The 18,357-nt window shown below is 55.9% G+C and carries 9 protein-coding genes; 1 reads left to right on the forward strand and 8 read right to left on the reverse strand.

Features of this window, described 5'->3' with window-relative positions; genetic code table 11:
• Positions 1–2: 2 nt before the first annotated feature.
• The 8 genes from Poly59_RS00085 to Poly59_RS00120 form a co-directional block, all read right to left on the reverse strand.
• Entirely contained in the window at positions 3–1,403 is a 1,401-nt protein-coding gene (locus Poly59_RS00085) for a DUF1552 domain-containing protein (protein ID WP_146532069.1), read from the reverse strand.
• 62 nt (positions 1,404–1,465) lie between these two features.
• Positions 1,466–3,403: a DUF1592 domain-containing protein gene (locus Poly59_RS00090; RefSeq protein ID WP_222436019.1), complete on the reverse strand. Its 1,938-nt coding sequence runs from the start codon at positions 3,401–3,403 to the stop codon at positions 1,466–1,468.
• Positions 3,404–3,539: 136 nt separating this feature from the next.
• Positions 3,540–4,643 (reverse strand): serine hydrolase domain-containing protein, encoded by a 1,104-nt coding sequence (locus Poly59_RS00095; protein WP_146532071.1) that lies wholly within the window; start codon positions 4,641–4,643, stop codon positions 3,540–3,542.
• 112 nt (positions 4,644–4,755) lie between these two features.
• Entirely contained in the window at positions 4,756–6,111 is a 1,356-nt protein-coding gene (locus tag Poly59_RS00100; RefSeq protein ID WP_146532072.1) for a WD40 domain-containing protein, read from the reverse strand.
• A 32-nt stretch (positions 6,112–6,143) separates the two neighbouring features.
• Positions 6,144–10,808, reverse strand: a complete 4,665-nt coding sequence (locus Poly59_RS00105) for a DUF1549 domain-containing protein (RefSeq protein ID WP_186775941.1) — start codon at positions 10,806–10,808, stop codon at positions 6,144–6,146.
• Positions 10,792–12,207 carry a DUF1501 domain-containing protein gene (locus Poly59_RS00110; RefSeq protein ID WP_146532074.1) on the reverse strand — a complete coding sequence of 472 codons (1,416 nt, stop codon included), beginning with the start codon at positions 12,205–12,207 and terminating at the stop codon, positions 10,792–10,794. Before Poly59_RS00110 ends, Poly59_RS00105 begins: the two co-directional genes overlap by 17 nt.
• A gap of 82 nt (positions 12,208–12,289) precedes the next feature.
• Positions 12,290–13,762 carry a DUF1501 domain-containing protein gene (locus Poly59_RS00115; RefSeq protein ID WP_222436020.1) on the reverse strand — a complete coding sequence of 491 codons (1,473 nt, stop codon included), beginning with the start codon at positions 13,760–13,762 and terminating at the stop codon, positions 12,290–12,292.
• Entirely contained in the window at positions 13,759–15,147 is a 1,389-nt protein-coding gene (locus Poly59_RS00120) for a DUF1501 domain-containing protein (protein ID WP_146532076.1), read from the reverse strand. The genes Poly59_RS00115 and Poly59_RS00120 overlap by 4 nt, the downstream gene beginning before the upstream one ends.
• Before the next feature lie 222 nt (positions 15,148–15,369).
• Between Poly59_RS00120 and Poly59_RS00125 the strand changes: the two genes are divergently transcribed.
• Entirely contained in the window at positions 15,370–18,339 is a 2,970-nt protein-coding gene (locus Poly59_RS00125; RefSeq protein WP_146532077.1) for a DUF1553 domain-containing protein, read from the forward strand.
• The last annotated feature ends 18 nt before the right edge of the window (positions 18,340–18,357 follow it).

Here is an 18,357-nt window from a genome sequence, read left to right on the forward strand (position 1 = left end):
GTTCAGCTCCTCGGTGTCGCATCAGAGGCAATCTCTTTGATTTGTTTGGTTGCAATCCCAACGGGTCGGTCCAGCGGAATCCCGGCGCAGGTAAGCAAAGTGGTTAGCAGGTCACCCTGATTTCCCTTCACGTCCGGCAGGAAGTGTCCCGTGTTGATCGAACCGCCTCCGCGACCAGCCAAGATGAACGGCAGGTTCTCTCGGGTGTGCCTGTCGCCGTTTTCAAGGCCAGAGCCCCACATCATGATGCAGTTATCTAGCAGCGTACCGTCGCCCTCGCGCAAACTGGCCATCTTTTTCACCATGTAGGCGAACTGATCGATGTTGAACTTCGTGATCGCGGCTACCTTCCTGACCTTCTCTGGATCATTGTTGTGGTGAGTCGTCGAATGATGCTTGTCCGTGAATCCCAACTCGGGGTAGGACACGCCGTTCGGGCTCGATCCTATGTAGGTGCAGACGCGGGTCGTATCGGTCTGAAATGCCAGCACGTTCAGATCGCACATCACCTGCATGTACTCACTACGTTTGTCTCCCTCCGGAATCTTGATCTCAATAGGCGGGGAATCCGATTCGTGGCGACGACTGGATCGGACGCCCGCCTGTTCCATGGCGGCCTCCTTTTGACGCAGTTCGATGGCGGCAATCCGTCGTTCGACTGAGCGAACGCTGTCCAGGTACTCGTCCAACTTTCGCTGGTCGGTCGGCGACAAGGTCCGCCGCAAATCCCGTGCACCGCCAATGACTAAATCCAGCATGTCTCGGTCTAACGGACTCATCCCTGTGGATGCCCGCCCGCTGCCTTCTATTTTCTTGTGAAACAATCGATTCAGCACGTTGCGAGGATTGCTTTCGGCAGGAACCGCTTGGGTCGGCGAGCGGAAACTGCAGTGGGAATAATAGGCCTCGTTCAGCCCCGCTTGGTTTTCCTTCCACGTTTGAGGCATCGTTGCAAGTTCCAACGAGGGCAATGTGGTGAAAGCTCCCAGAGCGCCCGCAGCAATCTGATCGGCAGAGATCGAGATGCTGATCTCATCCCGCTTGTCCGGGTCCGGCAACGCGGCCGTGAGCCACGTCGATAGTTCGAGTGCGTGAGGCGCGCCTTTGAAAGGACCGTTGGAAACTCCCGAGATGCCCTTCATCATCAGACATTGATCAAGCACGGGCCGCAGGGAATCGAGTGCCGGTGGCGGCGACGTGAGGAAACTCTCCGCATCCGTGGGCCAGAACTGATCCATGATCACGCCATGCGGCATGTACATGAACCCCAGTCGGATCGGCGGTTTGAACGCCTTCTTCTCGCTAGCTTCCGCCCAGCCCATCGAATCCAACAGCGGCAAGGCGAGAGCAGCCCCAACGCCTTTCAGACAGAACCGACGGTCAATCGTTGTGTTTTTACTCATTAGAAGACCTTTATATTGAGCCGCGGTTGGTTTCGATTTCGCTACAACTTGTGGGATGCCGACTACTCGGTTCGACGATGCGTGAAGGGGTAGCTGGTGACGATCGCTGTGACCACTGTCTGCATGCGGTAGCCATCCTGAGCAAGCTCCCGCATCAAATCATCCAACACAATTTCGTCATACCCCTCCAGCCTTCGACACAGGGCATAGGCTAACAATTTCTCAACCAGGTTGCGTGAAAAGTCATCGAGGCGTCCGGCAATCATGACCTTTAATTCCTGCGGACTCGAAAAACGACTTCCATCAGGAAGCTCACCCGAGGCGTCAATCGGCTGACCGTTTTCGTCCTGATCACGCCAGCGACCGATGGCATCGAAATTCTCCAGACCAAACCCGATCGGGTCGAGTAACTGATGGCAATTGGCGCAGACCGGATCGGTGCGGTGCAGTTCCGTGCGCTCGCGTAGGGTTAGATTGGCAACCGACTGCTGGTCCTGTTTCTCCAATGCCGGAACGTTTGGCGGAGCAGATGGCACATGCTCCCCGAGCAATTGTTCAAGCACCCACACACCGCGAATGACGGGACTGGTACGGTTGGGGAAGGACGTCGACGCGAGAACTCCAGGCATTCCCAATATCCCTCCCCGATTTTTATTGGTCAGCTTGACCTTGCGCATCTCGGCGCCAGCAACGGTTTTGCCTAGCCCATAGATGGAGGCCAGACTCTCGTTGAGGAACGTGTAATCGCTATCAATAAAACGAGCGACACCTTGGTTCTCACGCACGATACTCTCGAAAAAGAGACGCACTTCGTCGTACATCGCCGCGCGCATTTTTCCCGTCATCTCGGGGAACTTGGCGGGATCAAATGTCTTGCTGTCTAAATCCCCAACACGAAGCCACTGAGCACCGAAACCGTCAAACAGGGCTCGCGAACGAGGATCCTCCAGCATGCGTTTCACTTGCATTTTCAGGATCGTCGGCTCGTGTAGCTTTCCGGAGCCAGCCAGCGTCATCAGCTCATCGTCAGGCATCGTGGCCCACAGCAGATACGACAATCGCGAGGCGAGTTGATAATTGTCAAGTGGAACAATCTCAGCCTCGGATTCAAATTCTTCAGCCGGAGTGATGAACAGGAACTGTGGAGAAACGAGCATTGCCTTGAGCATCAAACGCAAGGCCGCCGGATACGAGAGTTCGTTTTGTTGTCCCAAGTCGAAGACGTCCAAGAGCACCTTGAGCTCGCCATCGGATGGCGGTCGACGGTAAGCTCTCTTCGCCAGCGACTGGGCTACCTTTCGTGCCTCTCTCCGAGAGTCATTCTTTGACGCGGGAGCTTCGCCAAAATGTCGCTGTTGGAACTGCGTGGGCGGGGAATCGTCGGGTGCCAAAACTTGGTCTAACACTTCATCGGCGATTGAAAGATACTGCTCGAGTTGAAGCGGTGAGAGCGAATTAAGATATCCCTCACCACTGACCTCATCTGGCAAGCCAGCGGCAATCTTCGGATCGACACCGAATAGATCGCGCAGCGTGTTGCTGTATTCCGTTTTAGTCAAACGACGAATAACAAACGTTCCAGGATCTTTGGGGCTGAGGTATTTGACCTTGTCCAGCCATTTCATGAACATCTGGCGTTCTTCATCGGTCGGCTGCTCCAAACCATCCGGTGGCATGTCGTGTGTCTTCACTCTGGCCGCCGCTTTCTTCCACTTTTCACTGAAGGCAGCATGCCCTGGAGTATCCAGGGCTGGGGTGAAGCTGAGGCCGGCCTCTGTCGGTCGACTGTTCTGGTGACACTCCAGGCAATACGTTTTGATAAAAGGAGTGACTCGTTGACGAAAGAACTTCTCAGAGTCGGCTTTCCCCTCAGCCAACGCCTCCTCAGCCGCGGACTGAGCCCAGCACGTCTTGGGACTAATCCACAACACGCCCAGGACCATCACGGCAAGTGTGCCACGGAGAAAACGTGCTTTTATCATTGTCACTTGAAAGCTCATCACACCCATCTTTGTATCTGTCCATTGTAGTCATTGCTCGTTAAAGCGGCATGCCGTAAGACGGACATCTTGTCCATCACGCGTCTCGCCCGACCTGGAAGGCCGGCGAGTCGGTGCGAACTCATCTGCCGTTCGCTCAGGATTTTTGCAAGGCCTCAGCGATTCGCGTCGCGACGAGATCCCTGGGATGGGGAAAGACTGCTCCGTAGGGTAGCGTCGTCAGAATCACGCAGATTGAATCCGTTGACGGGTCGGCCCAGCAAATCGTTCCTGTTGATCCAGTGTGCCCGAAGGTTTCATCACTCAGGTGAGGCGTATTGCCGATTTGCCCGAGATCAAACCCAAGACCTCGTGGTTGAATGTTCGGTGAATTCTGATTGCTGATTATCAGCTTGATGGTTTCAGGCTTGAGGATCCGTCCGGTCGAATGCAGAAACTCGCGTAGGAATCGAGCGACATCTTCCGCCGAACCGTGCGCAGTCCCCCAAGGAGCCCCAAGCTTTCTCCAGTACGGACTGTTCCAGTCCCAAGACTTCGTCGACGGATCGCCCGCGCCCGACTCAGGAGCAGCCCAATCGACCTGATTCATCAAGACGTCAGAGATTTTGAACGCCCCGAGCCCCATCGCCGAACGCGTCATCCGCAGCGGCTTGAAGATCCGCTCGTGCGTTAAGTCTGCAATCGAACGACCGCTAATCCGCCGGGCGACTTCTGTGGCCAGCAAAATTGCCATGCTTGAATAGCTGTATCGGCTACCGGGCTCGAACAGCAGCGGTGTCTTGACCGCCGCGGCAACGAACTCGGCAAGCGAAGCATGCGACGCGCGCAGTCGGGCGTTCTCGGGAAGTTGATCGGGAAGCCCCGAGACATGCGTCATCAACTGGCGGATCGTGATCTTCTCGCAACCGTCGCCTTGAAATTCGGGAAGGTATCGCTGCACGCGATCATCGAGCTCAAAGCGACCATCGTCGAAAAGCTTCATCACGGCGGCAATCGAGATCGTTTTTGAAATCGACGCCAACAAGAACATTGCGTCGGTGTCACGCGCTAGGCCATACGTTCGCGAAAAGACATCCGAGCCCTGCTGGACGTAGATGGCACTCGCTTGAATCTCCCCTTGCTCGGCAGCATTGGCTAGAATTCTGCAAGCGCTTTCAAGCCGCGACTCGTCCATACCAGCTCCCGCGCGCGGGCAAATCGCCAGAGCCAGACCACTTCCCAGAAAGATTCGTCGTTTCATGTCGCAGATACTCTTCTCGTTAACGGCTCAGCAGTAGTTAGGATTTAGTACGGCTGACAGAATCCTGCAGATCCATTTGCCAACTCTCATCTTGGCAGATAGCTCGTGCCGGCTACGGCTTGGCGATCCAATGGCGAACGATTGCGGCGTCGGCGATGTTCCAAATGCGAATTTCTCCGCTAAAAGAGCTGCTGGCGATGTAGTTACGTTTGTCGTCACCCGCAGTGTTCGGCTGGTAGCATGCTGACAGCACCCAATCACTGTGCCCCTTGTATTCTTGGGCAATCTTATTGGTGGCGAGATCGATTCGCAGCAGTCGGTGGTCGGAACAGGGCACGAAGAGATCGGTTCCGTTGCGGATCAGTTTGTAACCTTCACCACCAACGCCAACTTCCGCAACTTTCTTGGCGCCTTCGACATTCCATCGGTGCAGCTTGTTGTCCGCTCCAACGGAAACAACCTGCTTGTTGTCGGCGAGAATCGATACGCCTCGCACCGCTGCTCCGTGTCCTAGATAGCTCGAAAGCAATTCACCCGTGGCTCCGTCGTACACCTTTGCCGATTTGTCACGACTGGCCGATGCCAGTCGCGTGCCGTCGTCGCTCCAAGCTACCGCAGTGACCCAATCCGCGTGACTCGCGATCGACCGAATTTCCTGCAGGGTCTTAACATCGACGATGCGGATGGTGCTGTCAGACGAAGCGATAGCAAGTTCATTGGTCCCAGGCCGATAGGCGATGTCCAACACGACGTCGTTGGTTCTCGCAACAACGCCTTTGATTTCACCTGAATTGAAATCGACAAGTCGCACCTCTCCACTTCGTCCAGGCTCGCCACAACCGACGGCCAATGTTTGTCCGTCCGATGAAAACGCCAACGCAAAGACACGTTGCCCGACATTTTTGATCCGCCGAACGAGTTTCGCGTCCTCGGTATTCCAGACGACTAACTCGTGATAGCCGCTGGTAACAATCAGCTTTCCGTCAGGAGAGAAGATCGTCGCCGTGATTGGAATGGCTTGGCTGTAGACTTCCGGCGGGTCAGCGTATTTGACTGGTGGAATAACCAGCGTCAGCGACTGGCCAGCATCCTCACCATCGAACTTACCGCCGGCGGCAATCCATTTCCTGATCAACTCAATCTGCTCCGCCGCAAGAGGTTCGCTCTCAGCCGGCATGCGTTCCGATTCGTCGTCGCAGGCCACGCGTCGTAGCAACTCGTTGACTTGATCCGGCGAAGCAGCGATCGGCAATTCGCCCGAGTCACCCGCCTTAAGCAGCTCTTTATAAGTATCGACTCGATAGCCGCCTTCTGCTTTCTTGGGACCATGACAAGCGAGGCAACTGTCCAGCAGAATCGGAGCAATATCACTGCGAAAGCTGACCGTCGCAGTTTCTTCGCCTGAGGTGACCGACACTTGGACCAGAAAGCAGCTTAGCGAAACAGCAAGAATGTAGATTTGTTTCATGGATCTATTTGGGCTCGATGAAAATCCAGCGATTAATGCTGGAACAAAAACTCGTCGGTATTGAATAAGGCCCAACAAACATCCTCAACTCCCACGACTGGATCTGGATTCTTGCTGCAATGCTCGAGCGAGGCTTTTAGCTCGATGTCGGACGGTGGGCGACAGACGGATGCTAAATAGATGTCGCGAATGACTTCTTCGACTGGCTTCCCGGCTGCCAAGGCTTTGCGGAAACGATTGTTAGTGTCTCGCAACTTCTCGTGGATCATCGGTCCGTTGAACAACTCGATGGCCATGCCCAGATTGGAATCGTCAGCTCGTTCACACGCACAAACGGTGCTTCGTTCGGGTTGGCCGAAAACTTTCAAGAAATCAACTTTGACGACATCCGGAGCTGGCAATTGGGTCGCGAGCGTGCCTGCGGGTAGGCTGCCAAATTTCTGTTCGAGTGCTAGGGTCCGATTGATGGCGTCGAGCAATTGTTCTGCTCCCAGCAAACGAGGCTCTTGATGCGAGAAGTACTTGGTGTCCTCCTGGTTGAACTCCGTTGTTTGGTAACTCGCTTGATAAGTCCGGCTGTTCAAGATGACTCGCAGCAAATGCTTTCGGTCATAGCCGCTTTCGACAAAGTCCTTCGCGAGCGCGTCCAACAGGGCTGCGTTCGATGGAGGATTGGAGTCGCGGAAGTCGTCGATGGGATCGACAATGCCTCGCGCAAAGAGTTGACTCCAAATGCGATTGGCTTCGATTCGGGCAAAATACGGATTGTCAGGATTCACTAACCAATCGGCGAACGCGAGGCGTCGGTCGGTGTCGCCGGGCGACTGGATGCTGCCGACTTGCGGCAACCAGGGGGCCATGACTTGGCCGGTTCTGGGCTGCGTCACGTCGCCGGAAAAGCTGGTGTAGACAAACATCTCACCGGGTCGATCCGTCTTGCGTCGTTGGACACGATTGAAGAACGAGCCAAGTCCATAGTAATTGTCTTGCGTCCAGCGCTCGAAGGGATGATTGTGGCATTTGGCGCACTGCAGTCTCGCACCGAGGAAGACTTGCGAGATGGTTTCCACACATTCGTTCATGTCGGTGGAGGTGCGATAGAAATTCGCGGGCGGGTTGGACAGCGTACTGCCGGCACCGGTGAGCAGTTCTTTGGCAAACTGGTCGTAAGGCATGTTTTCATGCAGCGACTGTTCGACCCAGCGATGGTATTTGTAGACTCCTTCGTCGCCGACCAACTTGCTAGTCATCCTCAGCAAGTCGCCCCACTTCAGCGACCAGAACTTCGCGTACTCTTCTCGCTGGAGCAGCGCGTCAACCAACCGATCGCGTTTACGCTCGCCGGTATCCGCTAAGAACGCGGTTGTTTCTTCAATGGTGGGTAAAATTCCGAGCAGGTCCAAACTGACCCGTCGCAGGAACTCATCGTCGCTGCATGTTTCTGCGGGCAAGTACTGCAGTTGTTGCAGTTTGGCATTCACAAGTTCGTCGATGTAGTTGTTCGGCGCCAGAGACTTCCACTCGAAATCGTCCAAGTTCTCGACAAACATCAACGGCACGGATTCGATGTACTCCAGCAACCGCACCAAGATCGCAACTTCACCGCGTTCATGTGGGGTCACAAAGCCATTGACATCAACGGTCGCGACAGCCGTGTCGGAAGTTTCGTAGGCGACCAGATGCGTTACGTCACGCCGGCGACCATCGGCAAGGTGAGCCGTGACGGCCAGTTGCTGGCCGCCGTCTTTGACCGCCAATATTTGTTTTTGATTCGGATAGACCTCAAGCTTGGTGACGCGTGGCGTGTCCGCGGGGTCAGCATTCGCACCGCTGGCAATCCAGTCTCGCAAAATCGCATAAGCCGCATCGTCTTTGTGCAACTGCTTGCCACCGCCGTGCGCAACTTTCATCAAGGGTTTGAGCAACAGCAGGCTTTGTTCAGCATCCAGCGAGTTCGTACGACGACCAAAGTCTTCGCGGATCAACGTCAACTCGTCGAGTTTCATATCAAAGGCGCGTAGCGACAAGCGAAACCCGCCTTTGCCGCTCGGCGAACCATGACAAGCACCGGAGTTGCAACCTTGCTTGGACAACGCGACCAAGACTTCGGACTCGAACTCGATCTTACGCGGCGTGGTGACGTTGGAAACTCGGACCGGGATGACTTGTCGATGCATACCAACTTCGACGACAACTTCGGCTTCTCCATCAGCAATCGGATAAACGACTCCGTCACGCACCTCGGCAACTTGTGGGTTGGATGAAGTGAGTCGTGCATGGCGAGTCCAGTCGCGCGGCAGATTTTGCACGTCGGTTCCGGTGACCGCCATTTGCTGTCTGCCACGCGAATCTGCTAACACAATCTCGCTCGGGTACACGATCAGATTCGTGGGACTATCGTCCAGCTTCGGCAATGCGTGTGTCGATGCGACCGTGAAATCCTGACCTGCGTATTTGCTGGCGGCGTTGACGGTTAGCTCATGAGCAACATCGAGTGCGGCGTCAGCAGTGATTTGCAAATCGAATTCCGCATGTGATTGATCGGCGGAGACGACAAGCGACTCAGGCCCTGTGATGCCGACTGGTAAGCTCGCAAACGTAATGGTTACTGGCTGCGGATCCGTTCCCTCACGCAGTAGATGCACTTCCGCGCGAACTCGTCCGCCACGCACAAACGGTTCCGAAAATTTTGTCGTGACGCGAACGGGATCAATCCACTGGATCGGCAAGTTATAAGTTTCGATGCGTCCGTGTCCGTTGAACTCACCGAAGACCAGCAACGGCAGTTGCTCGGGTTCACCCGTGGCTTGGTCGCTGCGCAACAGCGTTAACGTGTACGATTCCTTATCCACTTTCGTGCTCGCGTTCCAACCAGCAGGCAACGCACTGGAGAGCACATCGACGCCCGCTTTGAATTCGGCTTGGATTCTTTTGGGCGTCAGTGCGGCCGAGTGCGAACGAACGGGACGAGCGAACTGTACCGGAGCGGTTGGTTCCATCGTGAACGGCGCATCGGTGGTCGTCGTAGCGGCGAGTACAATCACGCCGTCGGCTTGCGTCGAAGGAGCAAGCACAAACGGCTCCTTGACGCGTCGCAGCGAGTGACTGTTGACGACGCAACTTTGTTCGGGATTGTCGACGGAGGTCGCACTGATTCGCACGACGTCCAGGCTGTCGGATTTCCATGCTTCACTTGCAGTCAGGTAAATTTTCGCCTCGGCGACTTTCGCGGGAATGCGAGGATTCACGATTCGCAAACCTGATTCCGCGTTCGTCAGCGCGAGTTCGATCTCACCGTCGTAACCGAACCGCGAGATTTGCAGGTCCAGAGCACATGCGCCGTGCTCGGGTTCGATCATGAATGCTTCCCGTGTCGCTGCGTCGGCTTTGAGTGCAACGCTAAACGATCCGGACGGAGCGCATTCGATGTGGTAAGCAAACTCATCGCCGCCACGTTTCAGCAAGTCGGTGACGTCCAAACGATAGTCACCATCTTCGGGCAGCGTCGCATCAAAGCTCCACTCGTCAGCGTCGGTGACTTTGGTTTCAGCAATCTTCGCTCCGGCAGCGTTGAACAACTGCATTTGCAATAGCGTGGGACTGCCCAGGCTGCGCGTTTTCGCAGCGATGCGAATGACTTGTCCCTTGGCACAACGGATGAGATAGTTATCGACTTCTTGCGGTTGCCCTAAACGACCGTTGATGCCGATCGGCAATGTCAGACTGTCGTTTGACGCAGCCTCAATCAATTGCGGATACGGACTGCAATAGAGCGGTACCCAACTAGAAGATTGTCCGTCGTCGAATTTGGCACGAACTAGCATGTTGCCTGGAGCTCCGGCAGGAACGTCCATCTCGCGTGCTGGCAACCGTTCTCCATCGGGTCCGGAGAAGGCAACCGAAGTCTTTTCGCCACTGCGCACAGCGAGTGGATAACACTGGTTGACGATTGGGAAGTCACCGATTCGCAATTGATAAGCTGCGCCACCGGCGGCATTGCGGCTGTCTTGAATCTGCAGCCAGTAGTCGCCTTCCTCTGTGAATTGGTAACTGAACCGGCAATCGGGACCGACCAAACTGTCGTCAGCTTGGATCAGTGTCTCTCCAGCGGCATTGAGCACGCGAAGCACTGGGTCCATTGCGGAGCGAAGCTGCTGCGTGTGGACTTCGACGGCAATCCGTTCACCCGCAGTCGCATGGATTCGATAGAAATCGCTGACCGACGCATCGCAAACACCTTCGACAGTTGATCGCGTGGATAGCTGTTGCGCCGTTTCGATCGAGTGATTGTTGCCGCTGTCCTTCACCGCATCTAAGTCGTCGACGATGACCACATGGGGTTTGACTACGCCCGTCGCTGTCGTCAGCCACAGACTCATCGGGCCAAGTTGCACGTCTTCGGATAGCGTCAGAGCGACGGTGACTTGAGTAGGCTCGATCTTTTCGACTTGCCACCGCACCGATTCTTCACTGGATGCGATTCGCAGCGAGTCGTTCAAGTCCGTGCCTTGAATCAGCAACTGGGTCGTTTGCCCCGGCTTGAAGGTTCGCGGCTGCACCGAATTGATCGTTTGGGCTGTGGCGTGAAGCGACAAACACAGCCAAGCGAGACTCACTAAGCAAAGCGTGTAAGTTCGGTTTCGCATGGGCTTCATTCGGTAGGACGATGGAACGTTTTCATTAGGCGAGGAGTTCATGCAAGACTCTCCCTGAGGTGATTCGGTGAGGTCGGTTTTCGCGATCGAGCAGCGCGGTTTCGGTTGGCAGCCCCATTGCATGCAAGATCGTGGTGGCGAAATCCTGTGGCGTGACAGGATCGGATGCGGGGTAGGCAGCGTGTTTGTCGCTTGAGCCATAAACCATGCCTGGCCGAATGCCGCCGCCGGCCAGTAGGCCGCTGTAGCAAAACGGCCAGTGTTCGCGGCCCGCATTGTTCGCCGTAATCTGTGGCTTACGACCAAACTCGCCGACCCACGCTACAATGGTTTCGTCCAGCAAGCCGCGTTCTTCTAAGTCCGTCAAAAGTGCTGCGAGTGCTCGGTCGGCGGGTGGGATCAAGTCGTTCTTCAAGCGATTGAAATTGTCGCCGTGTGTGTCCCAGAAGTTTTTGCCGTCGTTGTGCCAATTCACTGAGATCAGCGGCACGCCATGTTCAACCAAGCGCCGAGCCATCAAGACGCATTGGCCGTGAATGTTGCGACCGTAACGTTCACGCGTTGCGTCGCTTTCTTGAGTCAAATCAAACGCTGAACGCACGTTGCCTGAACCGATCATTTGCATCGCGCGTGCTTGGTGGTTCCCATAGGATGACGCGCCGAGCGAACGATGCAGGTTCGCACGCTGAGCGTCGAGCGTCTTCAGCAATTCCACTCGCGATTCCAAACGTCCAATCCCAATGTCCGCTGGTAGTGACAGTCCTTGCGGGTGCCAGTTTGGATCATTGGGATCGCCACCCAGCAACATGCCGTCGTAGGCCGAACCCAACCAGCCACCGTGTTGCCCAGGCGCTTCGCCGCCGGGTGCGGCAGGATGAAACGCTTTCCATGGCATGGCAACAAAGGACGGCAAACCATTCGTACTGGGGCGAAGCTTCGATACCAATGCGCCCAAGTGCGGCGAGTCCTTGGCGCTCGGCGGATCAGCGTCGCTCTTGAGCACCGGTGCGAGCTGACCAGTGAGCGTTGCATGTCCGCTGGACAAGTGAGCGGGATCGTCGTGCGTGAGTGAGCGAATGATCGCGAGCTTGTCCGTCATCGATGCGAGCTGCGTGAAGTGTTCGCAGATTTGAATGCCTGGAACTTTGGTTGAGATCGGGTTGAAGGTGCCACGCACTTCCGCCGGCGCATCGGGCTTCATGTCGAACGTTTCCAGTTGACTTGGCCCGCCCCACATGAACAAGAAGATGCATGCCTTGGCACGCTTGGCTGGCAAGCTCAGTCCGTTTTCTTGTGCGAGCGCCAGTCGCGATTCCAAATCACCCAAGCCCAGACCGAGCGCCGAGATCGCACCCGCCTGCAATACTTGCCGACGGTTCAAGCGATTGAAACGTCGAAATTCGTTGCAGCCCGTTGGCATGCTTGTTTCACGAAATGACATGGTGTTCTCGGTGGGAATAATTTGTCGTCGTGCGCGCTGCCTGCCTACGCTCTCAGGCTGGCAGCCTGGGCTACGATTCCGACTAACTCAAACCGGCGATGGGTTCGCCGTGGTAAATGTGGTGGGGGCGATTCTGTGCGTCATGCCAAGCGGCGGTGGCTGGGACTCCCAAGGCGTCGTAGATCGTTGCAGCGAAGTTCTCCGGCTTGACTGGTTGTTCGTCGGGATACGCACCTCGCGCATCCGACTTACCAACGACGTTGCCGCCGCGAATCCCGCCGCCGGCGAACAAAACCGATTGGACGGCGCCCCAGTGGTCGCGGCCTGGCAATTTGTAATGTTTTTCAAGCAAAGTGATCTGTGGCGTACGCCCAAACTCGCCGGCCATCACGATCAGCGTCTCATCCAATTCGCCCGTCGAATGCAAATCATCCAGCAAAGCCGAAACGGCTTGATCAGTCGGAGGAAATAAATTGTTCTTCAAGTGCGGGAACGCATTGCCGTGCGTGTCCCACGTTTCATCGTTGCCTAAATTAACCTGCACGAGGCTGACTCCCGCGCCGACCAGTCGCCGCGCCATCAGCAACGACCAACCAAACGAGTTGCGACCATAACGATCAAGATGCTTCTCGTCCGCGTTCGTTACGTTTAGTGCTTGATGCACGGAGGATTCCGTCAACAGGGACACCGCTCCTTGCCGCAAGCGATCGAAGTTCTCGACTTGAGCGTACGATGCGAGGTCCTCACGCTGGCGATTAAGCGACTCCAACAGCGCTAGCCGACCGTTGATGGCCTGCATGCCAAGTCCGTCTGGCAAGGAAAGTTGCGGGGCTTGAAACAGACGTTCGTCTGGCTTGCCGCGATCCTGGTGATCGAACGCGTACTCGGGAAACGCACCATACGAAGTGTTGTGGAACGGCGACGCTTCGATCATCCAGGGATCGTGTTGCGGCCCCATCGGACCGGAGTGTTGCCCAGGGATCACGCGTCCGCTGTTGTGCACAAGTCGTTCTGGCAACACGACGGCTGTTGGCAAATTGTTTTGCTGTTTCGCACGCATCGCATAGCCCGTCACCGCAGCAATCGACGCTCGATCGGATCGGCTCGGGTTATTCGGACTGAATCCAGCCGGCAACTCGGAATGACCCGTCAACATGATGTGATGGGCGGCGGAGTGTTCGTTGGAGCCGTGGGTTAGCGAACGACAAAGCGACCACATCTGGCTTCGCTCGGCGAGTTTCGGTAGGTGTTCGCAAATCTGCAGTCCCGGAGTCTTCGTAGCGCGAGGTTGGAACTCACCGCGAATGTTGTCGGGAGCGTTCGGCTTCATGTCAAAGCTATCGTGCTGCGACAATCCACCTGAAAGAAAAATGAAGATGCACGATCTCGCTTTGCCGCTGGGCTGACGACCCTCCGCCGCAGTCGCCTGGCGCAACCCAGCGAGATGATTCATGCCGAGTCCAAGAATTCCAATGGCACCCGCTTGCAACGCGTCGCGACGTGAACGCCTCGCATGTTGCCAACTGCATTGCGACTCTTGAACTCGCTTGCTCACGCTGACGCTCCCGTGTACAGATTCGAGATGACGTTGCCGTTGAGCAAATGATGCGGGCGATTAAGTGGATCCATAAGGGTCGCACTCGAATTGACACCCAGGGCATTGAAGATCGTGCTGCAGATATCCGCCGGCGACCACGAGTTTGTTACCGGGTAAGCCGCTTGTCCGTCAGTCTGGCCGAGTACTTGTCCGCCTTGGATTCCGGCTCCCGCGAACAGACCGGAATACGCGTGAGCCCAATGGTCGCGGCCGGGAATCGTTTGGCCGGGCAAGGTGCTAACTTTCGGCGTCCGTCCGAATTCACCCATCACGATCAGCAGCGTTTCGTCCATCAAGCCGCTCGCCGTCAAGTCATCGGTGAGCGCCGCCAAGCCTTGATCCAACTGCGGCAACAACGTGTTCTTTAGCTTGCCCCAGTTGTCGGTATGCGTGTCCCAAGTCTGCACGATTCCCATCGTCGCTTGGACGACCGGCACGCCAGCTTCGATCATACGTTTGGACAATAGCAGCGATTGCCCGAATTTGTTGCGACCGTAACGATCTCGCGTGGCATCGGTCTCGCGATTGATCTCGAAAGCGTCCGTCAACTTGCCCGAAGTCAGCAAGCCGTAGGCGAGGTTCTGTTGATCGCGGAGTGAATCGGTTTCGACTCCCGTCAACCTGCTATGTCCACGATTCAATTTATCAAGCAGCTGTCGTCGCGATTGCAATCGTCCTGTTGAGACACCCTCGCGCATCGAGAGCGCCTGCATCCGAAAATCTTTGTCGTTCGGATCGCCATTGATTTGCCACGGATCATGCTTCGCGCCTAGAAAGCCAGAGTGTTGACCGGGCCAAGTCAAAGGGCCTTCGATCAAATAGTTCGGTAGCGAAACACCCGAAGGCATGCCATCGGTGCGCGGACGAATGAAATCCAAGGCCGAGGCGTAGTTGGGAAAATCGTTGCGTGTTTCAACGCGATCCAAATCCGATCCACCGCGCGGCACCGGCGTAGGACGACCGGTCAACGCCACATGCGTCGCCAGCAGATGATTGTGTTCGCGATGGGCGAGCGTCCGTACGATGGCCCAGCGATCGGTCTGTTGTGCGAGCTTTGGCAAGTGTTCGCAGACCTGAACACCGGGAATCGTCGTCGAGATCGGCGAGAACTCACCGCGCACTTCCGCCGGCGCGTCAGGCTTTGGATCGAGCGTGTCAAGTTGGCTCGGACCACCACTAAGCAGCACGATCAGCACCGACTTGGCCTTACCAAATCCGACCGGCTTGTCGGACATGGGATCGCCCGCCAATGAGATACCTTTCGGCAGCATCGATCCAGCGACGCCCGCAGCAGCGGCGCAAAGCAAACCTCGACGGTCCAATCCATAGAGAGGATTCAGCATGGGCGAGTACCCAGAAAGGCAGGGTTTAAGGTGGGCAGTTCATAACAGGCGGGACTGCCATTCTACACCAAGCGTGGCTGTCAAACCGTAGGGGACGCCAGCACAGGTCTTTTCCACTGTCTCGTTTCGTGCGGTACTTCTACCACAACAGCAGCGATTACCGTGCATGCACAAGTAATTGAGGGCATACTGGTAGGGCGATGTCTTTTGAGAACGGGAAAGATGAAACGAACACGACCAAGCCAATCCCCCCACGCCCGACGTCTACTCGCCTTTTCACTTGCTGTTTTTTCGGCGTGCGAAGCGCGAGCAGTCGATTTTGTAACAGACATCGCACCGATATTTGCTCAGCATTGCATAGGCTGCCATTCGCCGGGGAACAGGGAAGGTGACATCTCGTTGGCGACGATCGCCGATCTCGCTGCGAACGAGTACGTGACGGCTGGAGATGCTGCCGGTAGCTACCTGATCGAGCTTGTCACCGGGACCGACGGTGAACCGCCCGCGATGCCGAAAGACGCAAAGCCACTGGCAGAAAGTGAAGTGGCATTACTTAAGCAGTGGGTCGACCAGGGAGCGAAATGGCCGCAAGGATTGACGCTTCAAGAGTCGAACGTCGACAACTTTGATTGGTGGTCTTACCAGCCATTGATCCGCCCGCCAGTTCCGCAGATCAGCCATTTCTGGGCAAAGTCGACCATCGACAAGTTCATTCTAAGTGAGTTGAATCAGAAGGGGCTTACTCCTTCCGAGCCGACCGATCGCCGCACGTTGATTCGCCGAGTGACCTATGACCTGATCGGACTTCCACCGACTCCCGAGCAGGTCGATCGGTTTGTCCACGATAAGGATCCCCAGGCTTTTGAAAAACTAGTCGATCGCCTGCTTCAGTCGAAACACTACGGCGAACGGTGGGGGCGTCACTGGTTGGATATTGTCAAGTACGCCGATACTCATGGCTATGACAAGGACAAGCTACGCAGCAATGCATGGCCCTATCGTGATTATGTGATTCGATCATTCAACGACGACAAACCTTACTCGCAGTTCGTGCAAGAGCAGATTGCCGGAGACGTTTTGTTTCCGGGGCAGCCGGACGGAATTCTGGGACTCGGTTTCATCGCCGCCGGACCGTGGGATCACATCGGGCACGTGGAAGTTCCGGAAACAAAACTTGATGGCAAGGTGGCTCGCAATCTCGACCGTGACGACATGGTGTCCAACACGCTGAACACATTCTGCAGTGTGACCATTCAGTGTGCCCGCTGCCACAATCACAAGTTCGATCCGATCACACAGGAACATTACTACGGACTGCAATCGCTGTTTGCTGCCATCGACCGTGCCGATCGCACCTACGATCTGGATCCTGAGATCGACCAGCAACGTATCGAGCTGGATACTCGGCTGGCAGAGTTGCGGAAACAAGAGAAAGAGTCTGCTGAGGAAATCACTGAATTAGGCGGCCCCAGGCTGGCTGAACTCAAGAAACAGATTGCAGAGTCCCTGGCGAAAATCAAAGTCGTCAAAGAACCGCAGTTCGGCTATCACACCGGCATCGCAAAACAGCAAGATGTCGAAAAGTGGGTGGAGGTCGATCTCGGAAAAGGGCTTGAAGTTTCAAAGATTGTGCTGCGCCCGTGCCATGATGATTTCGGAAGTATTGGCGCAGGCTTTGGATTCCCCGTTCGTTTTCGTGTCGAAGTGTTACTGGACGGTGATTGGAAGACCGTTCTGGACCAAACGGAATCCGACTTTCCCAACCCGGGATTGTCCGCCGTGAAAATTGCGGATGTCGACCAGACGATTCGTAACGTTCGCATCACGGCGACCCGGCTAGCCGATCGTAAAGGGGTCTTCATCATGGCGCTCGCCGAGCTGCAGGTTCTGCAAGCTGACGGCACCAATGTCGCATTGGGGGCCAAGGTCGCGTCAGGCGATTCGATTGAAGCGCCGGTGCGGTGGGCACGCCAGAACCTGACGGATGGATTTTGGGCTCAAGGTGGCGATCCGCAGCGGCAGCAACAGCTCGCTGCGGAAATCAATGAGCGCGACGAGATCATGGCATCGATCCTGACGCCCGAGCGAAGTCAGCGGGACGATCAGATTCGAAAGGAAATCAAAGACACACAGGACCGTCTGAGCAAATTGCCAAAGGGAAAGATGGTCTACGCGGCCGCAACAAACTTCCAAGCTCAAGGCAATTTCAAGCCCACCAAGGGCAAGCCGCGCGTGATCCACGTGCTCCATCGTGGCAACATCCAACAGCCCGGCGATCCCTCTATACCCGGCGTCGTGCCGCTTCATGAGTCCGACAAGTTCCAGTTGGACGCGGGACTCAAAGATGATCAGCGTCGCGCGGCGCTGGCGCGTTGGCTGACCGGCAGAGATCACCCGTTGGTATGGCGATCGATTGTGAATCGGATCTGGCAATATCATTTCGGGCGTGGAATCGTCGAAACGCCGAACGACTTTGGTCGGATGGGGGCCAAGCCGACTCATCCCGAGCTGCTGGATTGGCTGGCGGTTGAGTTCCGCGACTCGGGTGAGTCGATGAAGTCGCTGCACCGATTGATCGTCACCAGTAATGTTTACCAGCAGTCATCGCAACACATCACTGCGAACGCGGAAATTGATGCAGGTAATCAATACCTGTGGCGAGCCAATCGCCGCCGCTTGGAGGCGGAAGAAATCCGAGATTCGATTCTGGCCGTCAGTGGTGCACTGGATCTGAAGATGGGCGGCCCCGGCTTTTATCTGTTTGCGCTGGAGAAGACGACACACTCGCCACATTACGAGTATCACAAATTCGATCCCAATGACCCTGCTTCACATCGCCGTAGCATTTACCGATTCATCGTGCGTTCTCAGCCCGATCCTTGGATGACCACGCTCGATTGCGCCGATTCGTCGCAAAGTACGCCCCGACGCAACGAAACGCTAACGTCGCTCCAAGCGCTCTCGCTGCTTAACAGCACATTTAACCTGGAACTGGCCCGGCTGTTTGCATCACGCATCGAACAAGAAGCCGGCGACCTGGAAACCCAGGTTCAGCACGCGGTGCAACTGGCCCTGCAACGCCCTGCCAGCGAAACAGAGCAGGCGGAACTCGTCGACTACGCTCGTTCTCATGGACTGCCGAATTTGTGTCGCGTTCTGTTTAACCTGAGTGAATTTGTGTTTTCGGACTGAACGGTCCAGCAAAGGAAT

Source organism: Rubripirellula reticaptiva (assembly GCF_007860175.1).
Lineage (GTDB): Bacteria > Planctomycetota > Planctomycetia > Pirellulales > Pirellulaceae > Rubripirellula > Rubripirellula reticaptiva.